Annotated in this window: 27 protein-coding genes; 16 read left to right on the forward strand and 11 right to left on the reverse strand. The window is 64.6% G+C overall.

The features are described from left to right. The first annotated feature begins 121 nt into the window (after positions 1–121). Entirely contained in the window at positions 122–1,642 is a 1,521-nt protein-coding gene (adh, locus tag OWC48_RS01065) for an aldehyde dehydrogenase (protein WP_282518256.1), read from the forward strand. 69 nt (positions 1,643–1,711) lie between these two features. Beyond that, a complete protein-coding gene (locus OWC48_RS01070) occupies positions 1,712–2,092 on the forward strand; it encodes a DUF779 domain-containing protein (protein WP_282518257.1) in 381 nt (126 codons plus the stop codon). 1 nt (position 2,093) lies between these two features. On the opposite strand, the gene OWC48_RS01075 is transcribed toward OWC48_RS01070, so the two are convergent. Next, positions 2,094–2,357 carry a hypothetical protein gene (locus tag OWC48_RS01075; RefSeq protein ID WP_063983997.1) on the reverse strand — a complete coding sequence of 88 codons (264 nt, stop codon included), beginning with the start codon at positions 2,355–2,357 and terminating at the stop codon, positions 2,094–2,096. Positions 2,358–2,544: 187 nt separating this feature from the next. Next, the gene (locus OWC48_RS01080; protein WP_282518943.1) at positions 2,545–4,029 is read right to left on the reverse strand and encodes an aldehyde dehydrogenase family protein; all 1,485 of its coding nucleotides are present in this window, start codon (positions 4,027–4,029) and stop codon (positions 2,545–2,547) included. A 113-nt stretch (positions 4,030–4,142) separates the two neighbouring features. Here OWC48_RS01080 and OWC48_RS01085 point away from each other — a divergent pair, with 113 nt between their 5' ends. The 5 genes from OWC48_RS01085 (at position 4,143) to OWC48_RS01105 (ending at position 8,813) form a co-directional block, all read left to right on the forward strand. After that, a complete protein-coding gene (locus tag OWC48_RS01085; protein WP_282518258.1) occupies positions 4,143–5,225 on the forward strand; it encodes a substrate-binding domain-containing protein in 1,083 nt (360 codons plus the stop codon). A 126-nt stretch (positions 5,226–5,351) separates the two neighbouring features. After that, positions 5,352–6,098, forward strand: coding sequence for a glutamine amidotransferase (locus tag OWC48_RS01090; protein ID WP_282518259.1), 747 nt, complete (start codon positions 5,352–5,354; stop codon positions 6,096–6,098). A gap of 6 nt (positions 6,099–6,104) precedes the next feature. Further along, complete coding sequence (locus OWC48_RS01095; RefSeq protein ID WP_282518260.1) at positions 6,105–7,532, forward strand: NAD-dependent succinate-semialdehyde dehydrogenase; 1,428 nt, start codon at positions 6,105–6,107, stop codon at positions 7,530–7,532. Between the two features lie 8 nt (positions 7,533–7,540). Beyond that, positions 7,541–8,326: a class I SAM-dependent methyltransferase gene (locus tag OWC48_RS01100; RefSeq protein WP_282518261.1), complete on the forward strand. Its 786-nt coding sequence runs from the start codon at positions 7,541–7,543 to the stop codon at positions 8,324–8,326. 112 nt (positions 8,327–8,438) lie between these two features. Beyond that, complete coding sequence (locus tag OWC48_RS01105) at positions 8,439–8,813, forward strand: winged helix-turn-helix domain-containing protein (protein ID WP_282518262.1); 375 nt, start codon at positions 8,439–8,441, stop codon at positions 8,811–8,813. Between the two features lie 48 nt (positions 8,814–8,861). Here the strand turns inward: OWC48_RS01105 and OWC48_RS01110 are convergent, their stop codons facing one another. Continuing rightward, complete coding sequence (locus OWC48_RS01110; RefSeq protein WP_282518263.1) at positions 8,862–9,848, reverse strand: cysteine synthase A; 987 nt, start codon at positions 9,846–9,848, stop codon at positions 8,862–8,864. A 157-nt stretch (positions 9,849–10,005) separates the two neighbouring features. Further along, the gene (locus OWC48_RS01115; RefSeq protein WP_028159380.1) at positions 10,006–10,383 is read right to left on the reverse strand and encodes a hypothetical protein; all 378 of its coding nucleotides are present in this window, start codon (positions 10,381–10,383) and stop codon (positions 10,006–10,008) included. 182 nt (positions 10,384–10,565) lie between these two features. On the opposite strand from OWC48_RS01115, the gene OWC48_RS01120 reads away from it, so the two are divergent. From OWC48_RS01120 to OWC48_RS01130, 3 genes are all read left to right on the forward strand, one after another. Further along, positions 10,566–11,975, forward strand: coding sequence for an aldehyde dehydrogenase family protein (locus OWC48_RS01120; RefSeq protein WP_014496167.1), 1,410 nt, complete (start codon positions 10,566–10,568; stop codon positions 11,973–11,975). A 67-nt stretch (positions 11,976–12,042) separates the two neighbouring features. Then, a complete protein-coding gene (locus OWC48_RS01125; RefSeq protein ID WP_282518264.1) occupies positions 12,043–12,594 on the forward strand; it encodes a DUF2478 domain-containing protein in 552 nt (183 codons plus the stop codon). A gap of 176 nt (positions 12,595–12,770) precedes the next feature. Continuing rightward, the gene (locus OWC48_RS01130; RefSeq protein ID WP_282518265.1) at positions 12,771–13,718 is read left to right on the forward strand and encodes a helix-turn-helix domain-containing protein; all 948 of its coding nucleotides are present in this window, start codon (positions 12,771–12,773) and stop codon (positions 13,716–13,718) included. Between the two features lie 20 nt (positions 13,719–13,738). Here OWC48_RS01130 and OWC48_RS01135 read toward each other — a convergent pair whose 3' ends face one another. The 5 genes from OWC48_RS01135 to OWC48_RS01155 form a co-directional block, all read right to left on the reverse strand. Continuing rightward, on the reverse strand, positions 13,739–14,323 hold the full coding sequence (locus OWC48_RS01135) for a TIGR00645 family protein (protein ID WP_282518266.1): 585 nt from the start codon (positions 14,321–14,323) through the stop codon (positions 13,739–13,741). Between the two features lie 34 nt (positions 14,324–14,357). Next, positions 14,358–14,993 (reverse strand): TerC family protein, encoded by a 636-nt coding sequence (locus OWC48_RS01140; RefSeq protein ID WP_282518267.1) that lies wholly within the window; start codon positions 14,991–14,993, stop codon positions 14,358–14,360. Continuing rightward, the gene (locus OWC48_RS01145) at positions 14,990–15,352 is read right to left on the reverse strand and encodes a hypothetical protein (protein ID WP_282518268.1); all 363 of its coding nucleotides are present in this window, start codon (positions 15,350–15,352) and stop codon (positions 14,990–14,992) included. The genes OWC48_RS01140 and OWC48_RS01145 overlap by 4 nt, the downstream gene beginning before the upstream one ends. Before the next feature lie 2 nt (positions 15,353–15,354). Further along, positions 15,355–15,828: a TerB family tellurite resistance protein gene (locus tag OWC48_RS01150; RefSeq protein ID WP_282518269.1), complete on the reverse strand. Its 474-nt coding sequence runs from the start codon at positions 15,826–15,828 to the stop codon at positions 15,355–15,357. 568 nt (positions 15,829–16,396) lie between these two features. Next, positions 16,397–16,777, reverse strand: a complete 381-nt coding sequence (locus OWC48_RS01155; RefSeq protein WP_282518270.1) for a nuclear transport factor 2 family protein — start codon at positions 16,775–16,777, stop codon at positions 16,397–16,399. A gap of 176 nt (positions 16,778–16,953) precedes the next feature. Between OWC48_RS01155 and OWC48_RS01160 the strand changes: the two genes are divergently transcribed. The 4 genes from OWC48_RS01160 (at position 16,954) to OWC48_RS01175 (ending at position 21,618) form a co-directional block, all read left to right on the forward strand. Further along, on the forward strand, positions 16,954–18,711 hold the full coding sequence (locus tag OWC48_RS01160; RefSeq protein ID WP_282518271.1) for an MOSC and FAD-binding oxidoreductase domain-containing protein: 1,758 nt from the start codon (positions 16,954–16,956) through the stop codon (positions 18,709–18,711). 64 nt (positions 18,712–18,775) lie between these two features. Further along, the gene (locus OWC48_RS01165; protein WP_282518272.1) at positions 18,776–19,372 is read left to right on the forward strand and encodes a redoxin domain-containing protein; all 597 of its coding nucleotides are present in this window, start codon (positions 18,776–18,778) and stop codon (positions 19,370–19,372) included. Positions 19,373–19,423: 51 nt separating this feature from the next. Beyond that, the gene (locus tag OWC48_RS01170) at positions 19,424–20,914 is read left to right on the forward strand and encodes a PLP-dependent aminotransferase family protein (protein ID WP_282518273.1); all 1,491 of its coding nucleotides are present in this window, start codon (positions 19,424–19,426) and stop codon (positions 20,912–20,914) included. A 74-nt stretch (positions 20,915–20,988) separates the two neighbouring features. Beyond that, positions 20,989–21,618 (forward strand): FMN-binding negative transcriptional regulator, encoded by a 630-nt coding sequence (locus OWC48_RS01175; RefSeq protein WP_282518274.1) that lies wholly within the window; start codon positions 20,989–20,991, stop codon positions 21,616–21,618. A 1-nt stretch (position 21,619) separates the two neighbouring features. On the opposite strand, the gene OWC48_RS01180 is transcribed toward OWC48_RS01175, so the two are convergent. Next, positions 21,620–22,105, reverse strand: a complete 486-nt coding sequence (locus OWC48_RS01180) for a hypothetical protein (protein ID WP_282518275.1) — start codon at positions 22,103–22,105, stop codon at positions 21,620–21,622. Continuing rightward, on the reverse strand, positions 22,102–22,698 hold the full coding sequence (locus OWC48_RS01185) for a hypothetical protein (RefSeq protein WP_282518276.1): 597 nt from the start codon (positions 22,696–22,698) through the stop codon (positions 22,102–22,104). The genes OWC48_RS01180 and OWC48_RS01185 overlap by 4 nt, the downstream gene beginning before the upstream one ends. A 202-nt stretch (positions 22,699–22,900) precedes the next feature. Here OWC48_RS01185 and OWC48_RS01190 point away from each other — a divergent pair, with 202 nt between their 5' ends. Together OWC48_RS01190 and OWC48_RS01195 are read left to right on the forward strand one after the other, a co-directional pair. After that, positions 22,901–23,731 (forward strand): class II glutamine amidotransferase, encoded by an 831-nt coding sequence (locus OWC48_RS01190; RefSeq protein ID WP_282518277.1) that lies wholly within the window; start codon positions 22,901–22,903, stop codon positions 23,729–23,731. Positions 23,732–23,751: 20 nt separating this feature from the next. Next, the gene (locus OWC48_RS01195; protein ID WP_282518278.1) at positions 23,752–24,978 is read left to right on the forward strand and encodes a carboxylate-amine ligase; all 1,227 of its coding nucleotides are present in this window, start codon (positions 23,752–23,754) and stop codon (positions 24,976–24,978) included. Positions 24,979–24,994 lie beyond the last annotated feature (16 nt).

A 24,994-nucleotide genomic window follows, 5' to 3' on the forward strand; every position in this document is an offset into this window, starting at 1 on the left:
CTCCGGATTGGCTAATTTTGCGCCGTGGTGCTCCGCCGCGATCGGAGCGTCCGTTCGACGACGCGCGAGACCGCATGATTCAAGGCGCAGAGAACGCCGATCAATCCACGGAGGAAATACCATGTTCCAGCAGGCGCTCGACCAGGTCTCGAAGACTCTCCTCATCCGCGAACGCTACGACAATTTCATCGGCGGCAAATGGGTTGCTCCCGTCGAAGGCAAGTATTTTGACAATCCAAGCCCGATCACCGGCAAGAAGCTCTGCTCGGTGCCCCGCTCGACCGCCGCGGACATTGAGCTCGCGCTCGACGCCGCTCACAAGGCAAAGGAATCCTGGGGCAAGACGTCGGTGCAGGAGCGCTCGCGCATCCTCAACAAGATCGCCGACAAGCTCGAATCCAATCTCGACCTGCTGGCGCTGATCGAGACGTTCGACAACGGCAAGCCGATCCGCGAGACCACGCATGCCGACATGCCGCTGGTGGTCGACCACTGGCGTTATTTTGCAAGCGTGGTGCGCGCCCAGGAAGGCGGCATCTCCGAGATCGATCACGACACCGTCGCCTATCACTATCATGAGCCGCTCGGCGTCGTCGGCCAGATCATTCCCTGGAATTTTCCGATCCTGATGGCGACGTTGAAGCTCGCGCCGGCGCTGGCCGCCGGCAATTGCGTGGTGCTCAAGCCCGCCGAGCAGACGCCGCTCGGCATCCTCGCCGTGATGGAGCTGATCGCGGACATCCTGCCGCCCGGCGTCATCAACGTCGTCAACGGCTTTGGCATCGAGGCCGGCAAGCCGCTGGCGCAGAACAAGCGGATCGCAAAGATCGCCTTCACCGGCGAGACCACGACGGGCCGCATGATCATGCAATATGCGTCCGACAATCTCATTCCGGTGACGCTGGAGCTCGGTGGAAAATCGCCGAACATCTTCTTCGCCGACGTCGCCGAGACCGACGACGACTTCCTCGACAAGGCATTGGAAGGCTTTGCGATGTTCGCGCTCAACCAGGGCGAGGTCTGCACCTGCCCGAGCCGCGTGCTGGTGCAGGAATCGATCTACGACAAGTTCATGGAGATGGCGGTCGCGCGGACCAAGAAGATCAAGCAGGGTCACCCGCTCGATGCCTCGACCATGATCGGCGCGCAGGCCTCGAACGACCAGTTGGAGAAGATCCTGTCCTACCTCGACATCGGCAAGCAGGAAGGCGCGAAGGTGCTGACCGGCGGCAAGCGTGCGTCGATGGAGGGTGAGCTCGCCGAGGGCTATTACGTCGAGCCGACCATCTTCGAAGGCCACAACAAGATGCGCGTGTTCCAGGAGGAGATCTTTGGGCCGGTCGTCTCGGTCGCAAAGTTCAAGAACGAGGAGGACGCGCTCGCGATCGCCAACGACACGCTCTACGGCCTTGGTGCCGGCGTCTGGACCCGCAACGGCAACCGCGCCTATCGCTTCGGCCGGGCCATCCAGGCCGGCCGGGTCTGGACCAATTGCTACCACGCCTACCCCGCGCATGCGGCGTTCGGCGGCTACAAGCAGTCGGGCATCGGGCGTGAGACCCACAAGATGATGCTGGATCATTACCAGCAGACCAAGAACGTCCTGGTCAGCTACTCGACCAAGGCGCTCGGGTTCTTCTGATCGTTCGCCGCCTCTGGGCGCAGGCGTGGCTCGTCCACGTCTGCGCCGTCTTTTTGTGGGATACAAATCATGATCAATCGGGTCGAGATCACGCCCAAGGCGGCCGAAATCGTCGAACGTCTCAAGGGCCAGCACGGCGCCTTGATGTTTCACCAATCCGGCGGCTGCTGCGACGGTTCGGCGCCAATGTGTTATCCAGTCGGGGATTTCCGCGTCGGCCCGCAGGACGTTCTGCTGGGCAAGATCGCCGATAGCGAATTCTATATCGGCGCCGCCCAGTTCGAATATTGGCAGCACACCCAGCTTATCATCGACGTCGTGCCCGGCCGCGGCTCCGGATTTTCGGCTGAGGCGCCGGAGGGCGTGCGGTTTCTCACCCGCAGCCGCGTCTTCACCGACGCGGAAGTGACCGAGCTGGAAGCCGCGGGGCCACCGGCACGGGCGGCGTGAATTAGCGGATGATCGTCGTCAGAGACGAGTAGCGCCGGTTCGGCTTGGCCTCGCCCGGCGCAAACTGCGCGAAGGCCTCGCTGACGCGGACCGCCGGCGGCGTGTCGCTGGCGAAGCGGAATTCCTTCGGCCGCGGCGCGTAGAAGCTGGCGCTGTAATAGGCGTCGTCGAAACGCGCCTCGCCGACGCCGAACAATGCGTCGCAGACGAACAGGAGCGCGTAGACTCCCGCAACCGCCGCAACGATCTCCCTGAGAACAGACATGCTGATGCCCCAACCTTTGGCAGGCAGGATGCACGCCGGTTCCAAAGTGGAGGTTTAAGGCAACAGCCTTCTTGTCCGCAGGGTTTGCCGCCGCTGAGCGGAATGCAGACAATTTTATCGATGTCGAAAAGGGAGCCCGCCTGACCGGACGATCAGGCGGGCCCAGGATTGGCCGATCGGGAGGTTATCAGACGGCCAGATTCATCCAGACAGCCTTGGGCTCGGTGAAATTGTCGAGCGCGGCGGTGCCGTGCTCACGGCCGAGGCCGGAGTCGCGCTCGCCGCCCCAAGGCAGGCGCACGTCGGTGTAGCCATAGGTGTTCATCCAGACCGTGCCCGCGCGCGCCCGCCTGGCGAAGCGCTGGAGCTTGCCGATGTCGCGGCTCCAGACCCCGGCGGCGAGGCTGTAGGCCGTGCCGTTGGCGATCCTGAGCGCGTCGGCCTCGTCCTTGAACTTGATGACGCTGACGACGGGGCCAAAAATCTCCTCCTGCGAGATCCGCATCTCGTGCGCGACGCCTGCGAACACCGCGGGGCTGATGAAATAGCCGCGATCTCCGACTTTCTCGCCGCCGGTGACGAGGGTCGCGCCCTCCTTCTGGCCGATGTCGACATAGTCGAGGATCAATTTCATCTGCTTCTCGGAGATGACAGGACCGAGTACCGTCTTGCGATCGAGCGGATCGCCGATCCTGAGCGACTTTGCGCGCGCAGCCAGCCGCTCCACGACTTCGTCATAGGCCTTCTCCTGCACCAGTACGCGGGAGCCGGCCGAGCAGACCTGGCCGGCATTGAAGAAGATGCCTGAGGCCGCAGCCTTGGACGCCGCTTCGAGATCGGCATCGTCAAAGATGACGTTGGCCGACTTGCCGCCGAGCTCGAGCGAGACGCGCTTGAAGTTGCTCGCCGCGCCTTTCATGATTCCACGGCCGACGCCGGGCGAGCCGGTGAAGGTCACCTTGTCCACGTCGGGGTGATTGACCAGCGCGTCGCCGACGACCCGGCCCGGACCCGTGACGACGTTGAAGACGCCCGCCGGCAGACCGGCTTCGAGTGCGAGCTCGGCGATGCGCAGCGCCGACAGCGAGGTCAGCTCGGCCGGCTTCATCACGATGGTGCAGCCGCAGGCCAGCGCCGGCGCGAGCTTCCACATGCCGATCATCAGCGGAAAATTCCACGGCACGATTGCCGCGACCACGCCGACCGGCTCGCGCACGGTATAAGTCAATGCATCGTCACGCACCGGCACGACGTCGCCGCTGATCTTGTCGGCCCAGCCGGCGTAATAGATCAGCGTATCGACCGCGGCCGGAAAGTCCTGGCGCGCGGTCGCGGAGATCGGCTTGCCGGCATCGATCGACTCGAGCTCGATGATTTCCTCCGAGTGCTGCTTGAGCAGGTCCGCCCAGCGCAGCAGGATCTGGCCGCGCTCCGACGCCCGCATCGTGCGCCACGGGCCTTCGAAGGCCCGCCGCGCGGCGGCGACCGCATGCTCGACATCGGCCTCGTTACCTTCGGCCACGACGGCGATGACCTGCCCGGTGGCGGGATTGAGGGATTTGAAGGTCCGGCCGGAGCTGGCGGGGACGCGGCGGCCGTCGATGAGCAGATGCTGCGGCCGGGCCATGAATTCGGTGGCCTGCGAATGCGCAAAGTCATATGCAACAGACATCATATTTCCTCCTGTTCTGGTATACCAGGATAGGCAGCTATTCGCCGGAGTAAATATGATATGGTTTGCAAATGGACACCCTACATATGAAGCATAGTTCATAAGGAAGTCTGATGCTTCAGATCGAGATCGAGGCCGTCTGGCGATTTCGCCACGAGGGCAGCCCGCGCACCGCAGTCGTCATGCTCGGCGTGCTCAACGAGATCCGGAAGACCGGAAAGATCACGAGCGCGGCCAGCGATGCGCACCTGTCCTACCGGCACGTCTGGAATCTGATCGAGCAATGGTCGGAGTTCTTCGGAACCCCTTTGGTCGAAACCCAGCGCGGCAGGGGCTCGAAGCTCACGCCGTTCGGCGAGCGGCTGGTGTGGGCCGGCGAACGCATGCAGGCCCGGCTCGGCCCGCAGCTGGAAAACCTGGCGCAGGAGCTGGCGAGCGAGATCAAGCCGTTCCTCGAACAGCGCCCTTCGGTGATCCGCGTTCATGCCAGCCACGGCTTTGCCGTGGCAAAACTGCGCGAATTCCTCGATCGCGAGCCCGGCATCGGCGTTGATTTGCGCTATGTCAGCAACCAGCATTCGCTGGTCGCGCTGGCGCAGGGCGCCTGCGATCTCTCGGGCCTGCATCTGCCGCACGGCGCGTTGCGCGCCCAGGGCATCAAGGCGGCGCGCGAATGGCTCGATCCGCGCGAGGATCGCATCATCAGTTTCGTCACGCGCGAGATGGGGCTGATGGTCGCGCGTGGCAATCCGCTGCGCATCGCTTCGCTTCAGGATCTCACCGGTCCAAAAGTCCGCTTCGTCAACCGCGACCATGATTCCGGCACGCGGCTGTTGTTCGACCAGCTGCTTGCCGCGAACGGCATCGACGAGAGCAGGATCAACGGCGCGCAGCAGATCGAGTTCACCCACGCCGCCGTCGCGGCCTATGTCGCGAGCGGCATGGCGGATGCGAGTTTTGGCGTCGAAGCGGCCGCCCGCCACTTCGGCCTCGATTTCATCCGCATCCTCACCGAGGATTATTTCTTCGTCTGCAAGCGTGCCTTCCTCGATACCGGGCCGATGCAGCGCATCCTGGAGATCATGCGCAGCGCCGACTTCCGCGCCGCCGTCGCCACCCTGCCCGGCTACGTGCCGTCGGATACCGGCAACGTGACCGGCGTGAAGGCGTTTCTGGAGATGCACGCCGTGCGGTGATGTCGCATGCAGGCCATGCGCACGGCAGATCCGGCCCGGAACCGTCTGGACGAGACCCAGCATCCGTTATATCTATCCGGATATAGCGGATGCCGTCGAAAGACCCCGCGCAACAGGGTTTTGTGGATGTTTCAACGCCGCCGATCTGCCGTCGCGCTCCGTCACGTGGCCTTCGAGGATCTCGGCCTGCTGGCGACGATCATGGAACGCGAGGGCTGGAACGTGTCGTTCTGCGAGGCGCCGGTCGACGATCTCAGCCATTCCTCGATTGGGGATGCCGACCTCCTGATCGTGCTCGGCGGCCCGATCGGCGTCTACGAGACCGAGAGCTATCCGTTCCTCACAAGGGAAATCGACCTGCTGGAGCGCCGCCTTGCGCAAGGCCTGCCGACGCTCGGTATCTGCCTTGGCGCGCAGCTGATGGCAAAAGCGCTCGGCGCGCGCGTCCATGCCGACCGCGTGAAGGAGATCGGCTGGGGATCGGTCATACTGACGGATGCCGGCCACGCCTCCAGCCTGAAACCGCTCGCCGAGGGCGCGCCGGTTCTGCACTGGCACGGCGACACGTTCGATCTCCCCGCGAACACCGCGCGGCTCGCCTCGAACGAGAACTACGAGAACCAGGCATTCGCGTTCGGCAACAATGCGCTGGCGTTGCAATTTCACCTCGAAGCCGATCCGCGGCAGCTCGAGGAATGGTATGTCGGCCATGCCGTCGAGCTCGCGTCTGCCAAGATTTCGGTGCAGGAGCTTCGCGCCAGGACGGCCGAGGTCTCAAAGACCGTCGCACGCGCCGCCGACCGCGTGTTCACGACATGGCTCGGCCAGCTCGGCCAGGGAAACGCCGCAGGCAAAACCGCACAAGCAAGGTGAAGAACAATGGCGGAATATCCTCTGATCGAACTCTACATCGACGGACAATGGAAGCGCACCAGCGGACCGCCGATCATCAATCCCGCCGATGAGAGCGTGCTGGGCACCGTCCCCACCGCCACGAAGGCCGATCTCGACGACGCGCTAGCCGCCGCCGAGAAAGGTTTTGCGATCTGGCGCAGCACCGCGCCCGCCAAGCGCGCACAGATCATCCTGAAGGCGGCCGCCCTCATCCGCGAACGCGTGGATGTGATGGCCGCCGCGATGACGCTCGAACAGGGCAAGCCGATCGAACAGGCCAAACTCGAAATCCTGCGCGGCTGCGACATCATCGAATGGGACGCCACCGAAGGCCTGCGGCTCTATGGCCGCGTGATCCCGAGCGAGCCGGGCATGCGCCACACCGTGCTGCGGCAGCCGATCGGCCCGGTCGCGGCGTTCTCGCCGTGGAATTTCCCGATGAGCTCGCCGGCCCGAAAAGTGGCAGGCGCCCTCTCCGCCGGCTGCTCGATCATCCTCAAGGCCTCCGAAGAAACGCCCGCCGGTGCATTCCAGCTCGTGCGCGCCTTCCATGATGCAGGCCTGCCAGCCGGCGTGCTCAATCTCGTGTTCGGCAATCCCGCCGAGATCTCGGAATACCTCATCCCGCAATCGCGTATCCGGCTGGTCACCTTCACCGGCTCCATTCCCGTCGGAAAGCATCTCGCCGAGATGGCCGGCCGCTACATGAAGCCGGCGATCATGGAGCTTGGCGGCCACGCACCCGTGATCGTCTGCGACGATGTCGATCCCGTCGCAACCGGCGCCGCCTCCGCCATCGGCAAGTCGCGCAATGCCGGTCAGGTCTGCGTCGCTCCGACGCGATTCTTCGTGCAGGAAACGATCTACGAGCAGTTCGCGCAATCCTTCGCCGAGCGCGCCAGCCAGCTCAAGGTCGGCAACGGCCTCGATCCCTCGACGCAGCTCGGGCCGCTCGCCAACTCACGCCGCATCGACGCGATGGAAACGCTGGTCGCCGACGCCAAGGCCAAGGGCGCGCGCGTGCTTGCCGGCGGACAGCGAATCGGCCATCGCGGCTATTTCTTTCCGCTCACGGTGCTCGCGGACCTGCCGGACGATGCCCGCGCCATGAACGAGGAGCCGTTCGGGCCGCTCGCGCTGGTCAATCCGGTCAAGACGCTGGACGAGGCGATCGAGAAGGCCAACGCCCTTCCCTACGGCCTTGCCGCCTACGCGTTCACGCGCTCGGCGAGCAATGCCGAGCGCCTCGCCGAGAGCGTCGAGGTCGGCAACCTCTCGATCAACCATTTCGTCGCCTCCGTCGCGGAGACGCCGTTCGGCGGGGTGAAGGACAGCGGTTACGGGCGTGAAGGCGGCACCGAGGGCTTGCAGTGCTACACCGTCGTCAAGAACGTGTCGCACAAGACGCTGTAGGATCGTTCATGCAGGACACCGCACCACGCCACCAGGACGGCAGCGCCGGTGACGCCAATTACGGCGCCATCGGCAAGGGCTACACGAATTTCCGCCAGCCGGACCCGCGCATCGCGGAGCTGATCGATGCGGCGCTCAGCGAGGCCCGCACCATTCTCAATGTCGGGGCGGGCGCCGGCTCCTACGAGCCGGTCGGCCGCACCGTGACGCCGGTCGAACCGTCGCAATCGATGCGGGCGCAGCGGCCGGCGCATCTTCCCGCAGCGATCGATGCCGTCGCGGAGAAGCTGCCCTTCGAGGACGCCACGTTCGGCGCGGCGATGTCGACCTTCTCGGTGCACCAGTGGAAGAACCTGAATGCCGGCCTTTCCGAGATGCGGCGGGTGACGCGCGGCCCGATCGCGATCATGACCTGCGCTCCCGACGAGCTCGATCGCTTCTGGCTCAACGCCTATTGCCCGGAGGTGATCGCGGTCGAGGCTGTGCGCTATCCGGCAATCCGCGATATCGCGGAAGGCCTCGGCGGTACGACGGATGTCTTGCCCGTCCCGATCCCGCTCGACTGCACCGACGGCTTCAACGAGGCCTATTACGGCCGCCCCGAGATGCTGCTCGATCCGGCCGCGAGGCTCGCCTGCTCGGCCTGGAGTTTTGTCGCGGACGACGTCGTACGGCGTTTCGAGGACCGTCTCGGCAATGATCTCGTGTCGGGCCGCTGGGACGCGCGACAGGGGCACTATCGGCAGCGTCCGACCTTCGTCGGATCGCTCAAGCTGATCGTCAACCACATCTGACCCGGCAAAAGCGCGCCGGCGTGGATATGCATTCCGGATATCCGGCGTCTTCGCCTTGTCCCTCGCGGGCAAGAGTGGCAATCTCGCAGGCGAATAGCCAAGAGACTTCATCATGTCGCGCGCGAGCGTCAAATCGCTTCCCCAGCTGAGCCTGCGTATCGACCTCGACGGCGAGGATCGGATCGGGCCCGGCAAGATCGAGCTGTTGGAGCAGATCCGCGAGCACGGCTCGATCTCGGGGGCCGGCCGCGCCATGGACATGTCCTACAAGCGCGCCTGGGACCTGGTCGACGAGATCAACCGCATCTGCGGACATGCCGCGGTCGAACCGCAGGCCGGCGGCAAGAACGGCGGCGGCGCGATGCTGACGCCTTTCGGCGAGAAACTTGTTGCGCGCTACCGCAAGATCGAGCGCGATGCCGCCCGCGCGGTGCACAAGGAGCTGGAAGCGCTCAGGAGCGACATCGCCCGTTCCCGGAAATCGTGAACCGGCGGGCGCGCGTGGGCGGGGAGCAACCCGGCCGCCGGCGGCTCGCTATTGCATCCAGCGTGGCAGGGGCAGATTTTTCTTGCGCAGGAATTCCGGGTTGAACAGCTTGGATTGATAGCGCTGTCCGCCATCTGCGAGGATGGTCACGATGGTTTTGCCTGGACCGAGGTCGCGCGCAAGTCGCATGGCTCCGACGATATTGATCGCGCTTGAGCCGCCCAACACCAGTCCTTCATGCTCGATCAGGTCGAACAGAACAGGCAAGGCTTCCTCGTCCGTAATCCGATAGGCCATATCGATCGGCGTACCTTCGAGGTTCCTGGTGACACGGACTTGCCCGATCCCTTCGGTGATGGAGTCTCCCTCTGTCGTCAGCTCGCCTTTGGTGAACCAATTGTAGAGAGCGGCCCCCATGGGATCGCTGAGCGCAATCTTGATGCCGGGATTTCGTTCCTTGAGGGCCCGCGCGATCCCACCCAAGGTACCGCCGCTCCCAACGGCACATGTGAAGCCGTCTATTCGTCCATTCGTCTGCTGCCAGATCTCAGGACCGGTCGTGCGATAGTGTCCCTCCCGATTGGCGACATTGTCGAACTGATTGGCCCAGAAAGCGCCGAGCTCCTCGGCGAGCTGACCGGAATAGCGCGCGTAATGACCCGGATTGGAATAGGGTACGGCAGGCACCAGACGCAGGTCGGCACCGCACAGCCGCAACATGTCCTTTTTCTCCTGACTTTGGGTATCAGGCATCACGATCACGCTTCGATAGCCGCGTGCATTCGCCACGAGTGCTATGCCGATTCCGACATTGCCGGCTGTTCCTTCGACGATGACGCCTCCTGGCCCAAGCTTGCCGCATCGCTCGGCATCGTTGATCATGGCCAGCGCCGCGCGATCCTTGATCGAGCCGCCGGGATTGAGAAATTCGGCCTTGCCATAGATCTCGCAACCCGTGGCCTCCGACGCCATTCGCAGCCTGATCAATGGCGTGTTGCCGATAGCGTCCAGGAAGCCCGTTCGAACATCGCTCATCGCTTGCCCACCTCCACGCGCCCACAACTTTAGGCTGGCGAACAGGCAATGCGATTCTGTAGTTCAGGCGACGCGTGCAATATTTTCGGCGCTCGACCGGCCCAATCGGCAATTCCATTCTCAGACCGCGTTTTATTGGCGCCTTTGGCCCAAGCCGCTAGTTCGGCCGCACCGACATTTCCGGCATCGGCTGGGTCAGCGCTTCGCCGAGCAGGCTCTGCTCGGCTTTCGGGATCGAGAAGCGCACCTTGAAGCCGTCCTCGGTCTGAAGCGTGATGATGCGCTGGGTCGTATCGGTCGCCTGCTCGATCGCCCAGGACGCCAACGGATAGGCGTAGCGCAGGCTCTGGTCGCCGTAGCGGGCCTTCAGCGCCGCCTCGAGCAGCCCGGGCAGCGTCATGATGAGCGCGCCGACCTGGTTGAGCGAGACGCTGACCGCAGCAGGGTTGCCCGCCAGATCCTCGAAGCCCAGCGAGATCGCGCCGCCGTCGGACGCCACCTCGCAGGTCGTGAGCTGCCTCACCTTGATTTCCATCGCCAGTCCCGGAACACGGTTCGCTATATTCATTACGATATATCGATATCTCCACCCGCGTCCAGCCCTGCTTTTCTGGAATTGATCGAGCCGGCCACCATGGCCGGTTCGGCGAAGTCGTGATATATAGTTCGATATAACGAGGCCCGAACGGCCCGTTTCTGCAAGGGAGCGCAAAGCCAATGAGTGACTACAATCTTCTCATCGACGGCAAGATGGTGCCCGGCGACCAGACCATGCCGGTTCTCAATCCCGCGACCGAAGAGGTGCTGGCGCAGTGTCCGCGTGCCTCGAAGGCGCAGCTTGATGCTGCCGTCGCCGCGGCGAAGGCCGCCTTCCCGGCCTGGGCCGCGACCCCGATGGCGGAACGCCGCAAGCTCGTGAACAAGATGGCCGACGTCATCGAGGCCAATTCGGGCGAGCTCGCCCACATCCTCACCAGCGAGCAAGGCAAGCCGCTTGGCGACGCCACCGGCGAAGTTTTGGGGATGGCCGCGTTCTTCCGCTACCTCAGCTCGCTCGAATTGCCGATGAAGGTGATCGAGGATTCCGGTGACCGCAAGGTAGAAGCCTATCGCCGCCCGCTCGGCGTCGTCGGCGCCATCATTCCCTGGAACTATCCGCTCCTGATCCTCAGCTTCAAGCTGCCATCGGCGCTGCTCGCCGGCAATACGCTGGTGGTGAAGCCGGCGCCGACCACGCCGCTCGCGACCCTGCGCTTCGCCGAGCTGATCAAGGACGTCCTGCCGAAGGGCGTCCTCAACTTCATCACCGACGCCAACGATCTCGGCGGCGAGATGACCAAGCATCCTGATATCCGCAAGATCTCGTTCACCGGTTCCTCCGCCACGGGACAGAAGGTGATGGCGAGCGCGGCGCAGACGCTCAAGCGCATCACGCTCGAGCTCGGCGGCAACGACGCCGGTATCGTGCTCGACGACGTCGACCCGAAGAAGGTCGCGCCCGGCATCTTCGAGGGCGCATTCCAGAACTCCGGTCAGGTCTGCCTCGCCATCAAGCGGCTCTATGTCCACGAGTCCGTCTATGACGAGCTCTGCAACGAGTTGGTCGCGATCGCCAAGAGCACGGTGGTCGACGACGGCGCCAAGCAGGGCACCAAGCTCGGGCCGCTGCAGAACAAGATGCAGTACGAGAAGGTGAAGACGTTCCTCGAGGACGCCCGCAAGAACGGCAAGGTGGTCGCCGGCGGTTCGGCGATGGACCGTCCCGGCTATTTCATCGAGCCGACCATCGTGCGCGACATCCAGGAAGGCTCCAAGCTGGTCGACGAAGAGCAGTTCGGCCCCGTGCTGCCGCTGATCAAGTATTCCGACAAGAACGACGCGATCCGCCGCGCCAACGCCACCACCTACGGCCTCGGCGCTTCGGTCTGGTCGTCCGACATCAAGCGCGCGCACGAGGTCGCAACGCAGCTCGAGTCCGGCACGGTCTGGATCAACAAGCACCTCGACATGGCCCCGCACATCCCGTTCGGCGGCGCCAAGCAGTCGGGCATCGGCACCGAATTCGCCGAGGAAGGTCTCGCCGAATTCACCCAGCTCCAGATCATCAACGGCCCGCCCGCGGCCTGATCGGAAAGCCGGGGCCGCGGCGGAAGCGTCGCGGCCCCAATTCTCTGCCGTCAAACGGAGGCGGACCATGTTCGATGCGCAATGCGACCTCGCCGCCCTCGTCTACGAGGTGCATCAGGACCCCGACGCGGTCCTGCGCAGCTTCGCGGCGGATCTCAACGCGCGTGGCTGTCGCGTCGTCGGCATGGTTCAGGCCGGCCAATGCGCGGATTCGAGCCTGTCGGCGGTGCTGCTTCACAGCGGCGAGACGCTTCTGCTCGCGCAGGATTTCGATCCGGCCGCGCGCGGCTGCCGTCTCGATCTCGCGCGGCTGCAAAATGCGGGGATGCGGATCGCGGACGCGCTTTCGCATGGCGCCGATCTCCTCATCATCAACCGCTTCGGCAAGCGCGAGCGCGACGGCAAGGGCCTGTCCCATCTGATCGAACGCGCGCTCGACGCCGACATTCCCGTGGTGATCGCGGTCGGCAGAGACCATTTCGCCGACTGGATCAAGTTTGCCGGCGGCATGAGCGTCAGGCTCGGCTGCGAGCGCGACGCGCTGGAGGCGTGGTGGCGGAGCATCTCCACAAGCAACGCGCGGCTTGACGTTGGATCACTGTGCGAAATTCTGAAGTGAACGATCTGAGCCTGCCGGACTCGCGTACTTGTCCGTGAAGTCCTCAGAACATCGCGCCGGCTCGCCCTGTCGCCACCGCGCAGGCAGTAGTTTCCCGGAATATGGCCGACGGTCGGGCCTCTGATACGCTTCTGCGGATTCAACCCGCTCACCCCCGACATGCCTGGGTTCCCGAAATGCCGGTACGTCGGCTAAAACCATCGCGCGTCCTCGGCGTCGAGCGCTTCTCGGACTTCGACGATTTTCGCGCCAACGAGGTGCTCGGACTCGGCATCAGCACGCCACTCCGTCCGCGGGAATTCTCGCTGTCTCGCGCCATCCTGCCGCTCCGCGACGGGCTCTTCGTGCTCCAGCGCTCCTTCGCACGGCGGTATGAGGCCGAGATCGGCACGGACAACGGCCTCGGCCTCGTTGTTCCCCTGACCTTTCACTCCATCGCCAATGGCCACGAGGTCGATAGTTCGATGATCGCCGTCATGCGCGGCAAAACTGCCGTAGAAGCGATCGAGCATCATCCCAACATTTACCTGATGCTGCGCTTCAACTCGGACATGCGCCATCGCGGTTGGGCGGATTTCGACACCAGCCTCGCCTATGTTCGCGCGCAGGACGATCCGATGACGCGCCTGCGCGCCGCTATCCTGGAGATGTTCTCGCTGGCATCGGCGTCCAACGATCCCCGGCAATTCGAGGCGCTCAACCGCCCGATCCAGGAAACGCTGCTTGCCGGCCTCGACGCTGCCCTGCTGCCATCAGGCGCACGCAGCGCCCGCCCCGGTTCATTCGACAAGCACCGCAAGCTGATCGCCCATCTCGACGACGTCGTTGCGCTGTTCGGCAGCAAGCCTCTCTACAGCGACGACCTCTCCGCCGCGCTTGGCGTCTCCGTGCGCACGCTCCAGACCGCGACGCGCGCGGTGCACGGCGTGAGCCTGCATCACTATCTGCGTCTCAAGCGGCTATGGTCGACCCGCATTCAGCTCATGACCGGAAGCGCCGGACTGAGTGTCAAGGCCGCGGCGCTCGGCAACGGCTTCTGGCATCTCGGCGACTTCTCGCGGGGCTACAAGATGACGTTCGGCGAGGCGCCATCCGAGACGCTGGCGCGGGGCCGTCGCCTCTAGGTGCCGCCGCGATCGCACGCTCAGCCGTGAGGGGCCGCCTTGCGGTGCCCGCTCTCGCTGAGACGGTCGACCCAGGCGATACCGATCGCGGAAATGATGAAGGTCAGGTGGATCAGGACCTGCCACATCACGCCGGACTCGGTGAAATTGCTGCGCGTGGTGCCGAGATTGCCGGCCTCGATGAAGGTCCTGAGCAGCGAGATCGAGGAAATGCCGATGATCGCCATCGCGAGCTTGATCTTCAAAACGCTGGCATTGACGTGGCTCAGCCATTCCGGCTCGTCTGGATGGCCGTTCAGGTTCAGCCGCGACACGAAGGTCTCGTAGCCGCCGACGATCACCATGACCAGCAGGTTCGAGATCATGACGACGTCGATCAGTCCGAGCACGACCAGCATGATCTGCTGCTCGCTGGCGTCGAACGAGTGCGCGACCAGGTGCCAGAGCTCTTTCAGGAACAGCAGCACATAGACGCCCTGCGCGACGATGAGGCCGACATAGAGCGGCACTTGCAGCCAGCGCGAGCCAAAGATGAGTTGGGCGAATGGACCGATTTTCGGTCGCGGCCCGGCGTGCGCCGAAGGTGCTTTGGGTTCAGACGTCATGGATCACTCCGGATTGCAGGCAGGAATTGTCGCCTCAGAGACTCGCGATGACGGGCGCGAGCTCGAGCGAACCGCGATAGATCATCTCGAAGGCGACGTAAACGATGATGGCGAGACCGACATAGGCGATCCAGCGCTGCTTCTGCAACACCCGGCCGAGCAGATCGGCGGCGACGCCCATCATCGCGACCGACAGCAACAGTCCGAACGCGAGGATGTAGGGATGCTCGCGCGCGGCGCCCGCGACCGCGAGCACGTTGTCGAGAGACATCGAGACGTCGGCGGCGACGATCTGCAACGCCGCCTGCCCGAAGGTCTTGCGCCGCGCCGGTGCGCTGCCCGCGTTGCCGCCATGGCTTAACGCGAGCTCGGTATGCGCGGACTGCTCGCGCAGCTCGCGCCACATCTTCCAGCACACCCACAGCAGCAGCACGCCGCCGGCGAGCAGCAGGCCGATCACTTGCAGGAGCTGGGTCGCGACCCCTGCAAACACGATACGCAAGGCTGTGGCGGCGACGATGCCGACGACGATCGCACGGCGGCGCTGCTCGGCCGGCAGGCCGGCGGCGGCAAGGCCGATGACGACGGCGTTGTCGCCGGCGAGCACGAGGTCGATCAGGATAACCTGGAGCAGCGCGGTCAGCGCGTCGGCGGTGATGAATTCAGTCATGATTGATCATTTTTCGATGCAGACGGATCGAGCCATTGCGGCTTCTTCCGCTCGACCCAATCCAGGACCTTGGAGCGCGAGGCGCGCAACGCCGGGACGTCTTCGGCGAGCAGTGCGAGGCCGAGCGGCAGCATCCAGACTCCGAGCACCGGCAGGAAGGAGAGCACGCCGCCAATGATGAGCAACGCGCCCGACGGGATCCTCACCCAGCGGCTGGACGGTTTGAGCAGATAGGTGACGGTGTTGCCCATGCGCGGCGGCAGGCGGCGGACGAGCTTGTCGAGACGCGGATCGCCACCGGCCATCTGGCCGGTGGTGCCCGCGTTTCCTGTCGTACGCTCGTCCGATGCTGCACTCATGCTCACTCCTGCGTGGCGGCGCGCCGTTCAGTGCCTGCGCTGCCCGGCGCCACCGGCTTTGCGCGCGGCAGCACCAGCGTCAGCAGGCGCAACAGCTTGATCGCCTGCACCTCATGGGGATGCACGTCCTCGTCCGCAGCCGCGACGCGCTCCGACAGTTCCATCAAATTGGCCGACAGCGGCAGGTCCGAGACCGGACGCAACGTGTCGATCACCACATTGGCAAAGTCGGGCTCCTCGAGCCGTTCCGCCAGTTCGTCGAATATTGCAAACAGCCGGTCGTCGCTCATGTGCGGCGCCAGTCCGCGATCCCTGATGAAGCGGATCACCTCGTCGCGCTCGACCGGCGAAACGCGCCGGTCGGCGACGGCGACGAGCGCGCCGGCAATCACCAACGCGACCGCGGCCTGCTCGTTCAGCCTGGACGGTTCCGTGATCTCGATTTCGGTCGGATTTGAAGTGGCGGCGTCGGACATCGTAGCTCCCTTACGTTGCGAAATGACCGCGCGGAGCTGCGATGGGGACGATTGGTCGGAGGAAACAGAGAAGGCCCGACGATCGGCCGATCCATCGCATTCGCGCGGGACAGGTCATCCGACATCGCGAGGTTTTGCCGACATGGTCGGCGTCCTCGCCAGAGGGGCCCGGATTCTTGTTCGTCTCAGACATAAAGATGGGGTCGCCGGAATCAAGCCAACGAGACTGCGACCAGCCGCCGCATCGGGTTCCATGACACTATGTTTGGTTAAGCAATAGTGCGCGTCTCTCCGTGTCCCGGACGCGCTGCAACGCCCTTCGCGTTGCTGCGCAGAGCCGGGACCCGGAAGGCCACGCATTCCGCCGCAATATCGACCCCGGCTCAGCAGCGTACCGCCGAAGAGGCGCTACGCTGCGTCCGGGGCACGAGACCGCCGTTTGGCGCGCAACTGCATCAGCATCGTCATTGCGAGCGCAGCGAAGCAATCCAGAATCTTTCCGCCGCGGCAGCCTGGATTGCTTCGCTGCGCTCGCAATGACGGAGTGTGGGGCGACAGCGTCGCTCCTTCAATTCGCCCGCTCGACCAGATGCGCCCGCGACGGTGCGGGATCGAACTTCTCGCCGAAATATTGCGTTTCGTGCGCCACCAGTCCTTCGCGGAATTCCATGATGCTGACGACATAGGACGGCACGCCGTCATAGGTCAGCACGAACTCGCTCACCCAGAGATCGCCGCCGCCGACGATCCGGCGGACCGCGAAGCGCTTCTTGTTGGGCTGCACGAACCGGCTTTCCTGAATCGTCCTGCGGCCGCGGATGCGCTCGCCGGACTGCGGATAGTCGAGCACGGCGTCCTCGCGGTAGATGTCATGCTCGGCCTCGAAATCATTCGCGTCCGACGCATCCCAATGGCGCTGAAGGGCCGCCAGTATCGCCTGATCATCCATCGCGATCTCCCGTCTTGCGGTGTCTGCTCCCCAGATCGGGGCGCAGACAGCCGGCGACAAGACCGGCTAGCAACGTCTAACAACGACTAACGGGCCAAAAATCCGACATGGATGCAGATTGGCATTGCAGCGACCTGGAATCCACCAGCGCCGCGCCCGTCACGCCGGGGAACCCCATGGCCCGTTTGCTCTCCCTCAATGTCGGCCTGCCGCGCGACATCGCGTGGCAAGGCAGGACCGTGCATACCGGAATCTGGAAGACGCCCGTCAGTGGTCCGCGCAGGGTGCGCCGGCTCAACATCGACGGGGATGGCCAGGGCGATACCGCCGGTCATGGCGGCGAGCAGCGCGCCGTCTACGTCTACCAGCAGGACTCCTATCGATATTGGCAGGAGCACCTCGGTCGATCGAACCTCGTCCACGGTCAATTCGGCGAGAATTTTACCGTCGAGGGCCTCGCCGACAGGGACGTCTGCATCGGAGACCGTTACAAAATCGGCTCTGCCCTGTTCGAGGTGACGCAGCCGCGCGTCACCTGCTACCGGCTGGGCATTCGCATGGAGGAGCCGGACATGGCCGCGCTGCTCGTCAGGCACGGCCGGCCCGGCTTCTATTTTCGGGTAATCGAGGAAGGCGACGTCGAGGCCGGCGACGAGATCGTCCGGGTCGCTGATGGCCCCGAACACATGAGCGTGTCCGAGATCAATGCGCTGCTCTACTTGCCGCCCCACCCGCGCGACGGCCTGGAGCGCGCGCTGAAAATTCCGGCGCTGAGCGGCGGCTGGCGTCATTCCTTCGAGGCGCTGCTCAAGCAGCAGCGCAAGGACACGATAGCGGGAAACGCCGGGCTCGGCCCGGCGGCGAGCCCGCCTCCGGCCTGGCGCGGCTTCCGGCCGTTTCGCGTGGCGCGCAAGATCGCCGAAAGCGGCAACGTGACGTCGCTGATCCTCGAACCCACGGACGGACATCCCGTCGCCGCCGCCCTGCCCGGGCAGTTCGTCGTCGTGCGGCTCGGCGCCTCCACTGCACCGGCGATGACGCGCAGCTATTCGCTGTCCAGCCGCTCCGATGCCGCGTCCTGGCGCATCAGCATCAAGCGGGAGGCGCACGGTGCGGCGAGCCAATATGTCGCCGACGAGGTCAAGATTGGCGACGCCGTGCAGATCGGCGCGCCGCGCGGAAGTTTCACGCTGCGGCAAGATCCACGGCCCGTCGTCCTGCTGAGCGCCGGCATCGGCGTGACGCCGGTGCTTGCGATGCTGCACGCACTCGCCGCGGAAGCATCGACGCGAGAGGTCTGGTGGCTGCACGGCACCCGCAACGGTCGCGAACATGCGTTCGCCGCCGAGGTGCGCGGCTTGTTGGCTGGGCTGACCCACCATCACAGCCATGTCTGCTACAGCGCGCCCGACCCGGGCGATCGTCTCAATGTGGATTTCGACGCGATCGGACATCTGGACCTCCGGGTGCTTCAAACCCTCGGCGTCCCCTCAAACGGTGATTTCTATCTGTGCGGGCCGGCACCGTTCATGACTAATCTCTCGCGCGGGCTTGCCGGACTCGGCATCGCAGCGGATCGCGTTCACACCGAGATGTTCGGCGCCGGACCGTCCCTGACACCCGGCATAGCGTCCTCCCCGCAGACGCGGGCGCACTTGCCGGCTGGCGCAACCGGCCCGGGCCCGATGGTCTCGTTCGCCCGCAGCGGCCTCAATGTCTGCTGGGGACCGTCATATGCCAGCCTGCTCGAACTGGCCGAAGCGTGCGACGTTCCCGTGCGCTGGTCGTGCCGGACCGGCGTTTGCCACAACTGCGAGAGCGGGCTCGTGGCCGGCGCCGTCAGCTATGCTCCGGACCCGCTCGACGCACCTGCGGACGGCAATGTTCTGATCTGCTGTTCAAGGCCTCAGGGCGACGTCGTGATCGATCTGTGAGTGTCGGCACTCACGCCAGACATGCGAGAAGACATGCGAGAGTTCGAAGACATGGGAGAGTTCAATGCGACCTGACATGATGCCGGGAGTAACCTTCCCCGATTACGAGCTCAGCGACCACACCGGCAAGCACCGAAAGCTCTCCGAGCTCCAGGCTGGCGATCCGATGGTGCTCGTTCTCGGCCGCGGCGGCTTCTGTCCGAAGGACCGCCGTCAGGCCGAAGGCCTGCTGCAACTCCATCGCGAGATGGAGGTCGGCTATTGCCGGCTGGTCACGATCACCACCGACAACATCACCCAGACCAGCGAATATCGCAGCGGCGTCGGGGCGCACTGGCCTTTCCTGTCGGATTCGCGGCGGATCGTTCAGAAGGATCTCGACATCGCCGAATACACCGATCCCGTCCACGATCCGATGATCCCGCATGTCATCGTGCTGGAGCCCGGCCTGCGCGTTCACAAGATCTATAACGGCTACTGGTTCTTCGGACGCCCGACCATCGAAGAGCTGCGCCAGGATCTCCGAGCCGTCAGCATGAATTGCCGGCCGGACTGGGACATCACCGCGCCCGGGCTGAAGGCGCTCTGGGATCAGGGCCGCAAGGAGCATTTTTATCCCTACGGCAAGGCTTACGTCGAAACTCTCGGCGAACGGGATTAGAACCACATTCCGGCATCGTCCGTTCGGACGAATGCCGACCCAGGAATGTGGATGATCCAGATGAAGACCAATCCCGGCGATCGCGCCGGCCGCATGGGTGCGCGCCAGATCTACGAAGCCCTGAGGGATCAGATTCTGACGCGGGTCTACGGCATTGACGGCCTGCTGCCGTCGTCGCGGACGCTTGCCGGCGAGATGGGCGTGGCGCGCTCGACCGTGACCGTCGCCTATGAACAGCTCGCCGCCGAAGGTTTCATCGAGACACGCCATGGCGCGCGGCCGCGCGTTGCCCGCGCCGTCGTCGAACGCGGACGCGCGCGCGCCGAATCGCGGCCCTCGGCGCGCAAGGTACGGCTGTCGGCCTTCGGCGAGCGGCTGCGGTCTGACCCGCCGCGCTGGACCGAGCCGCCGCGCGGCCTCGTCGCGAACTTCCGCTATGGCGAGCTCTCGCCGTCGGATTTCCCGGTGCTGGCGTGGAAGAAGGCCGTGACGGCGGCAATGGCTCGCAGGCCCGAGCGGCTGGCCTATGACGACCCCTGCGGCGCGCCGCGGCTGCGGACCGCGCTTCAGGGTTATCTGTGGCGATCGCGAAGCGTCCGCTGCGAGGTCGATCAGATCGTCGTCGTGAACGGCTCGCAGCAGGGCCTCGACATTTGCGCGCGCCTCCTGCTCGACGCCGGCGACCGCTTCGTGATGGAGGATCCCGGCTACCAGATGGCGCGGCACACGCTCGCGGCGACGGGCGCCGAAACGGTGCCGATCCCCGTTGACGCGGACGGACTGGAGACAGCGCGGCTCGACGGCATCGAGGCCCGGCTCGCCTATGTGACGCCGTCGCATCAATATCCACTCGGCGGCGTCATGCCGATCGGGCGCCGGCATCAATTGCTCGCCTGGGCACGCAAGCACGACGCCTACGTGATCGAGGATGATTACGACAGCGAGTATCGCTACGACACCCGGCCGATCCCGCCGCTGCAAGCGCTGGAGGGCAGCGACAACGTGATCTATCTCGGCACCGTCTCCAAGACGCTCTCCCCGACCCTGCGGATCGGCTACCTGGTCGTGCCCGCCGGGCTGCGATCCCTGTTCGCCGCCGCCAAGCAGATCATGGACCGGCACACGCCGCTGATCGAACAGCACGCGCTCGCTTCGATGCTCGAAAGCGGCGCCTATGACAGCCACGTCAGGCGCGTGCGCCGACGCAACGCCGAGCGTCAGCAGGCACTGATCGGCGCGTTGCGCCGCCGGTTCGGAGATCGCGTCCGGATCGAGGGCACGGCGGCGGGCCTGCACGTGGTGGCGTGGCTCGACGATCTGCCGCAGAAGCGCGAGGATGCATTGATCCAAGCGGCCCGCGCGAAAGGCGTCGGCATCTATCCCGTCTCTGCGTTGTTGGTCGGCCCAAGCCGGACGCCAAGCCGGTCGCCGAGCCGGACGCGGAAGACCGTCGGTCTCGTCATGGGCTATTCGGCGCTGGAGATCGCGCAGATCGAGAGAGGCTGCAAGCTTCTCGCGCAGGCCGCCACCGAACTGGACTGATGAAATCACATGGAACTGGCCGTTTCATATAGGCCAGATTCCGGCTATCTCCGCATCGAGAACGGAGACACGCCATGTACATCCCGCCCGCCTTCAAGGACGACGACATCGAGAGCATCCGCGCCACTATCCGCGACGCCCGGCTCGCCAGCCTGGTGACGGCCACCGCCGAGGGCCCGGTCGCCACGCCCCTGCCGCTCTTTCTCGACGAGAGCGAAGGCGAGCACGGCGTGTTGTACGGACATGTCGCCAAGGCCAACCAGCAATGGAAGCTCCCGCCGATCGGCGATGCGCTCGCCATCTTCAACGGCCCCGACGCCTATGTGACGCCGTCCTGGTACGCGACCAAGCAGGAGACCGGCAAGGTGGTGCCGACCTGGAATTACGTCGCCGTGCACGCCTACGGCCCGGTCGAATTCTTCCAGGAGCCGGAGCGCCTGCTCGACGCCGTGACGCGGCTGACCAAAAAGCACGAAGGCGTGCGCGCCAAGCCGTGGGCCGTCAGTGACGCCCCCGCCGATTTCATCGCCGCGCAGCTGCGAGGGATCGTCGGCGTGCGCATCCCCGTGGTGCGGTTCGAAGGTAAGCGCAAGATGAGCCAGAACCGGCCCGAGGCCGATCGGGTCGGCGTCGCGCAGGGTCTCGCTGCAAGCGAGAACCTCGGCGATCGCGAGGTCGCAGCGCTGATCCCGCTGCCAACCTGAGTCAGCTTGCGCAGGAATGCGCGACGACGCGCTCGCCCCTCACAACGGCTTCCGCCAGTTTGCGCCCGACGTCACCGAAATCCGATAGGGCAAGATAGCCTTGCGCGTAGGCTTCCTGCGTCAGGCGTTCGAAGCGCTTGTCGTCTCCGGTCGACCATTGCTTGGCGATGTAGTCTGCCCCGGCTTTCCCGAAAATCTTGGGGTAGTGTTCCATGTCGTTCTGACGACGATAATAGTAGTAGTCGATATGGGCGACGAATTGCTTCCGCCCCTCTCCCGCGCAACGCGATCCATAAGGGCGCTCGAACGCCAGAGCGGTCTCGCGGCGCAAGCCTGCGCGGCCGCCCACGAAGATCTCTTCGTTGGAGCCATAACCCGGACCATCGACCGGTGCTGCTGGTTGCTGGGCTGTCTTCTGCGGAGCGAATGCCCAGGCGGCGACCTGCCAGATGACAAGCGCCCAGACGATGAACCAGGCGCGGCTCATTTGAAGCTCGCCGACGCCTGCTGCCTTGGCAGGCATACCGGAGACGGATCAAACAACATACCAGGCCCGGTGAACCAGAGAACGACGTCGCGGATATCCTCCGGGAAGTCTTCCTTGACGATGCCCTTTTGATTGAACGCCTCGGCCAGCTGCGCCTTGACGCGAACGTCCAGCGGCGTGGAATACGCGGCGTTTGCCCGATCGCGCTTCTCTTCACTGCAGAACATGCCCATTCTCGGATTTGGGCAATCGTAGATCTTCACCCAGCCCCGCGCATAGGCCTCCGTAGCCGCCCTCAGGTTCGCCTTCATGGTGTCGTCGCACGGCGACATCGCGTAAGCGGTGCTTGCCTGCAATGCGTCCATCCGCAGTGCGTCTTGCTTCGGGTCTTTGTCGCTTTGCAGGGTGTGCTCCGCTTCCCAATCCTTCCGCTGCTTGGCCTTTGAATTCTCATCGCCGAACGAGGAACTGAGCGTGGGCCTCAATTCACCAACCGGCGAAACGTGCGACACCGGAAATCCGCGAATCGCCCAGGAGACGCCCACGAACGTGGAGACGAACGCCATGCAGGTGAAAAGAACAAATCGGCTCATGATGCGCACTCAAAATTCGCGCGCAACCTAACCGTGTCGGCGTTAAGAGATGTATTAATGCGCGGCTTCCCGCAATGCAGGGTAAATGAACGTCTAAAACACGCCGCAGAAATGATCCGGACTTTGCAGAACACATCGCCGGGAACCCAACACAGGCGATCTTGTTGGTGAACCTTACGCCACATTCTGACAGGAAGGCCGCATGTGCCGCTGGATCGCATACCGGGGCGAGACGACCTCGTTCGAACCCTACGTCACCGAGCCCGAGCATTCGCTGATCGCACAGAGCATCCGCTCGCTGCAGTCGACGGCCGGTTCGAACGGCGACGGCTTTGGTCTCGGCTGGTATGGCGAGCATCCGGAACCAGGCCTTTATCGCGAGACCCGTCCGGCCTGGTCGGACGAAAACCTGCGCTACCTCTGCCGCCATCTGCGCTCGCATCTGTTCTTCGCCCATGTGCGCGCCGCCACCGGCACGGCGGTGACGCGGCAGAATTGTCATCCGTTCGCCTGCGGCCAGTGGATGTTCATGCACAACGGCTTCGTCGGCAGCTGGAATCGCCTGCGGCGCAAGGTCGAAGCGCTGATCCCCGATGCCTACTACCCCTCGCGGCTGGGCACGACCGATTCGGAGGCCGTGTTCCTCGCCATGATGGGCGCGGGTCTCGACCGCGATCCACTTGGCGCAACGCAAGCCGTGCTGCAATCGCTGGTCGGCCTGGTCAACGAGGGCGAGCTTCGTGAGCGCCTGCGCTTCACCAGCGCGATCGCAAACGGCCGGGATCTCTATGCGTTTCGCGTCGCGGTCAACGATGCCGCCAACACGCTCTATTATCGCGAGGCCGGCGGCGGCCACGTCGTCGTCGTGTCCGAGCCCTTCGACAAGGAAACGGACTGGACGGAAGTGCCGCCGAATCACGCGCTGGTCGCGCGCGCGTCCGAAACCGTGAAGATTGTTCCGTTCGACCTTGCAATTTCCGGTGGGGCCGACGCGGAACCGGCCCGTGTCAGGCGGATTATTGCCCGCAGGTAATACCACTGCCGGGTGGCCCTATGACATTTGCATCAGACGTTTTGAAACTGCTGCGCCTCGATTCCTCCGATGACAGGCAGCACCTCGTCATCCGCTCTGCCGGCGGACGCGGCAAGGCGGCTGAATACTCCTTCGGCATCGAGGAGGAATACTTCCTCGCCGATCGCCGCAGCCTCGAGGTCGCGATCGAAACGCCCAACGCGCTGTTCGAGTCGGTGAACTGGTCCACCGGCGGTCAGGCGATGCGGGAGATGCTGCAATCCCAGCTCGAAGTTGCCACCAACGTTCACATCGATGTCAATGACGCCCGGGAAGAGCTGCGGTTCCTCCGCCGCGAGGTCGCCAACGTCGCCGCACAATACGGCTTCGTCATCATGGCCTGCGGCACGCATCCGACCGCGGTCTGGCGGATGTCGCAGCCGAGTCCGAAGCCGCGCTACGAGGAGATGATCGAGGATCTGCGCAGCATCGGCCACCGCAACATGATGTGCGGCATGCATGTGCACGTTCAGCTGCCCGATCCCGAGAAGCGGATGGCGGTGATGCGGGCGATGCTGCCCCATCTGCCGCTGTTCATCGCGCTGTCGGCCTCGTCCCCGTTCTGGAATTCCCACAAGACCGGGCTGAAGGGCTACCGGCTTGCCGCCTATTCCGAGCTGCCGCGCACCGGCTTGCCCGAACTGTTCGAAACCAGGCACGACTACGACGAATATGTCGGCGCGCTGCAACGCTCCGGCGTGATTCCCGACGAGAGCCATATCTGGTGGGCGATGCGGCCGTCCATGAGGCATCCGACCCTCGAGCTTCGCGCGCCCGACACCTGCACCTTCATCGACGACGCCGTTGCCATCGCCTCGCTCTATCGCTGCCTGACGCGCCACCTTTATCTGCGGCCGCATCGGTCGAAGCAGGTCACGGCGGTCGAGCGCGCGATTGCGGTCGAGAACAAATGGCGGGCCCAGCGTTACGGCACCGATTGCATCTTTGCCTCGAAGGAGGGGCCGGTCACCATCTCGGAGCTGCTGAGCCGGATCATCGACGACGTCGCCGAGGACGCAGCCGCGCTGAACTGCGCCGCCGAGGTCGAGCACTGCCGGACCATCGTGGAGCGTGGCAGCTCGGCGGAATTCCAGCTTCGCGCCTATCGCGAGAATGCGGAGGACATCGGGGCGGTCTCGCGCTGGATCGCAGCCTCGACGATCTCGGGCACGACCGCTCCGATCGGAAGCGTTCGTGCGCCTTCATAGCGCCCGCGCAAGCTTG

This window comes from Bradyrhizobium sp. Arg816, from assembly GCF_029989365.1.
In the GTDB taxonomy this organism is placed as follows: domain Bacteria; phylum Pseudomonadota; class Alphaproteobacteria; order Rhizobiales; family Xanthobacteraceae; genus Bradyrhizobium.

Coding starts and splice junctions, on each gene's coding strand:
- OWC48_RS01070 (WP_282518257.1), top strand. CDS start 1,712: ATGATCAATCGGGTCGAGATCACGCCCAAGGCGGCCGAAATCGTCGAA.
- OWC48_RS01175 (WP_282518274.1), top strand. CDS start 20,989: ATGTACATCCCGCCCGCCTTCAAGGACGACGACATCGAGAGCATCCGC.
- OWC48_RS01120 (WP_014496167.1), top strand. CDS start 10,566: ATGAGTGACTACAATCTTCTCATCGACGGCAAGATGGTGCCCGGCGAC.
- OWC48_RS01125 (WP_282518264.1), top strand. CDS start 12,043: ATGTTCGATGCGCAATGCGACCTCGCCGCCCTCGTCTACGAGGTGCAT.
- OWC48_RS01150 (WP_282518269.1), bottom strand. CDS start 15,828: ATGTCCGACGCCGCCACTTCAAATCCGACCGAAATCGAGATCACGGAA.
- OWC48_RS01130 (WP_282518265.1), top strand. CDS start 12,771: ATGCCGGTACGTCGGCTAAAACCATCGCGCGTCCTCGGCGTCGAGCGC.
- OWC48_RS01185 (WP_282518276.1), bottom strand. CDS start 22,698: ATGAGCCGATTTGTTCTTTTCACCTGCATGGCGTTCGTCTCCACGTTC.
- OWC48_RS01075 (WP_063983997.1), bottom strand. CDS start 2,357: ATGTCTGTTCTCAGGGAGATCGTTGCGGCGGTTGCGGGAGTCTACGCG.
- OWC48_RS01140 (WP_282518267.1), bottom strand. CDS start 14,993: ATGACTGAATTCATCACCGCCGACGCGCTGACCGCGCTGCTCCAGGTT.
- OWC48_RS01165 (WP_282518272.1), top strand. CDS start 18,776: ATGCGACCTGACATGATGCCGGGAGTAACCTTCCCCGATTACGAGCTC.
- OWC48_RS01180 (WP_282518275.1), bottom strand. CDS start 22,105: ATGAGCCGCGCCTGGTTCATCGTCTGGGCGCTTGTCATCTGGCAGGTC.
- OWC48_RS01170 (WP_282518273.1), top strand. CDS start 19,424: ATGATCCAGATGAAGACCAATCCCGGCGATCGCGCCGGCCGCATGGGT.
- OWC48_RS01105 (WP_282518262.1), top strand. CDS start 8,439: ATGTCGCGCGCGAGCGTCAAATCGCTTCCCCAGCTGAGCCTGCGTATC.
- OWC48_RS01115 (WP_028159380.1), bottom strand. CDS start 10,383: ATGGAAATCAAGGTGAGGCAGCTCACGACCTGCGAGGTGGCGTCCGAC.
- adh (WP_282518256.1), top strand. CDS start 122: ATGTTCCAGCAGGCGCTCGACCAGGTCTCGAAGACTCTCCTCATCCGC.
- OWC48_RS01155 (WP_282518270.1), bottom strand. CDS start 16,777: ATGGATGATCAGGCGATACTGGCGGCCCTTCAGCGCCATTGGGATGCG.
- OWC48_RS01145 (WP_282518268.1), bottom strand. CDS start 15,352: ATGAGTGCAGCATCGGACGAGCGTACGACAGGAAACGCGGGCACCACC.
- OWC48_RS01080 (WP_282518943.1), bottom strand. CDS start 4,029: ATGTCTGTTGCATATGACTTTGCGCATTCGCAGGCCACCGAATTCATG.
- OWC48_RS01095 (WP_282518260.1), top strand. CDS start 6,105: ATGGCGGAATATCCTCTGATCGAACTCTACATCGACGGACAATGGAAG.
- OWC48_RS01190 (WP_282518277.1), top strand. CDS start 22,901: ATGTGCCGCTGGATCGCATACCGGGGCGAGACGACCTCGTTCGAACCC.
- OWC48_RS01090 (WP_282518259.1), top strand. CDS start 5,352: ATGTTTCAACGCCGCCGATCTGCCGTCGCGCTCCGTCACGTGGCCTTC.
- OWC48_RS01085 (WP_282518258.1), top strand. CDS start 4,143: ATGCTTCAGATCGAGATCGAGGCCGTCTGGCGATTTCGCCACGAGGGC.
- OWC48_RS01100 (WP_282518261.1), top strand. CDS start 7,541: ATGCAGGACACCGCACCACGCCACCAGGACGGCAGCGCCGGTGACGCC.
- OWC48_RS01110 (WP_282518263.1), bottom strand. CDS start 9,848: ATGAGCGATGTTCGAACGGGCTTCCTGGACGCTATCGGCAACACGCCA.
- OWC48_RS01135 (WP_282518266.1), bottom strand. CDS start 14,323: ATGACGTCTGAACCCAAAGCACCTTCGGCGCACGCCGGGCCGCGACCG.
- OWC48_RS01195 (WP_282518278.1), top strand. CDS start 23,752: ATGACATTTGCATCAGACGTTTTGAAACTGCTGCGCCTCGATTCCTCC.
- OWC48_RS01160 (WP_282518271.1), top strand. CDS start 16,954: ATGGCCCGTTTGCTCTCCCTCAATGTCGGCCTGCCGCGCGACATCGCG.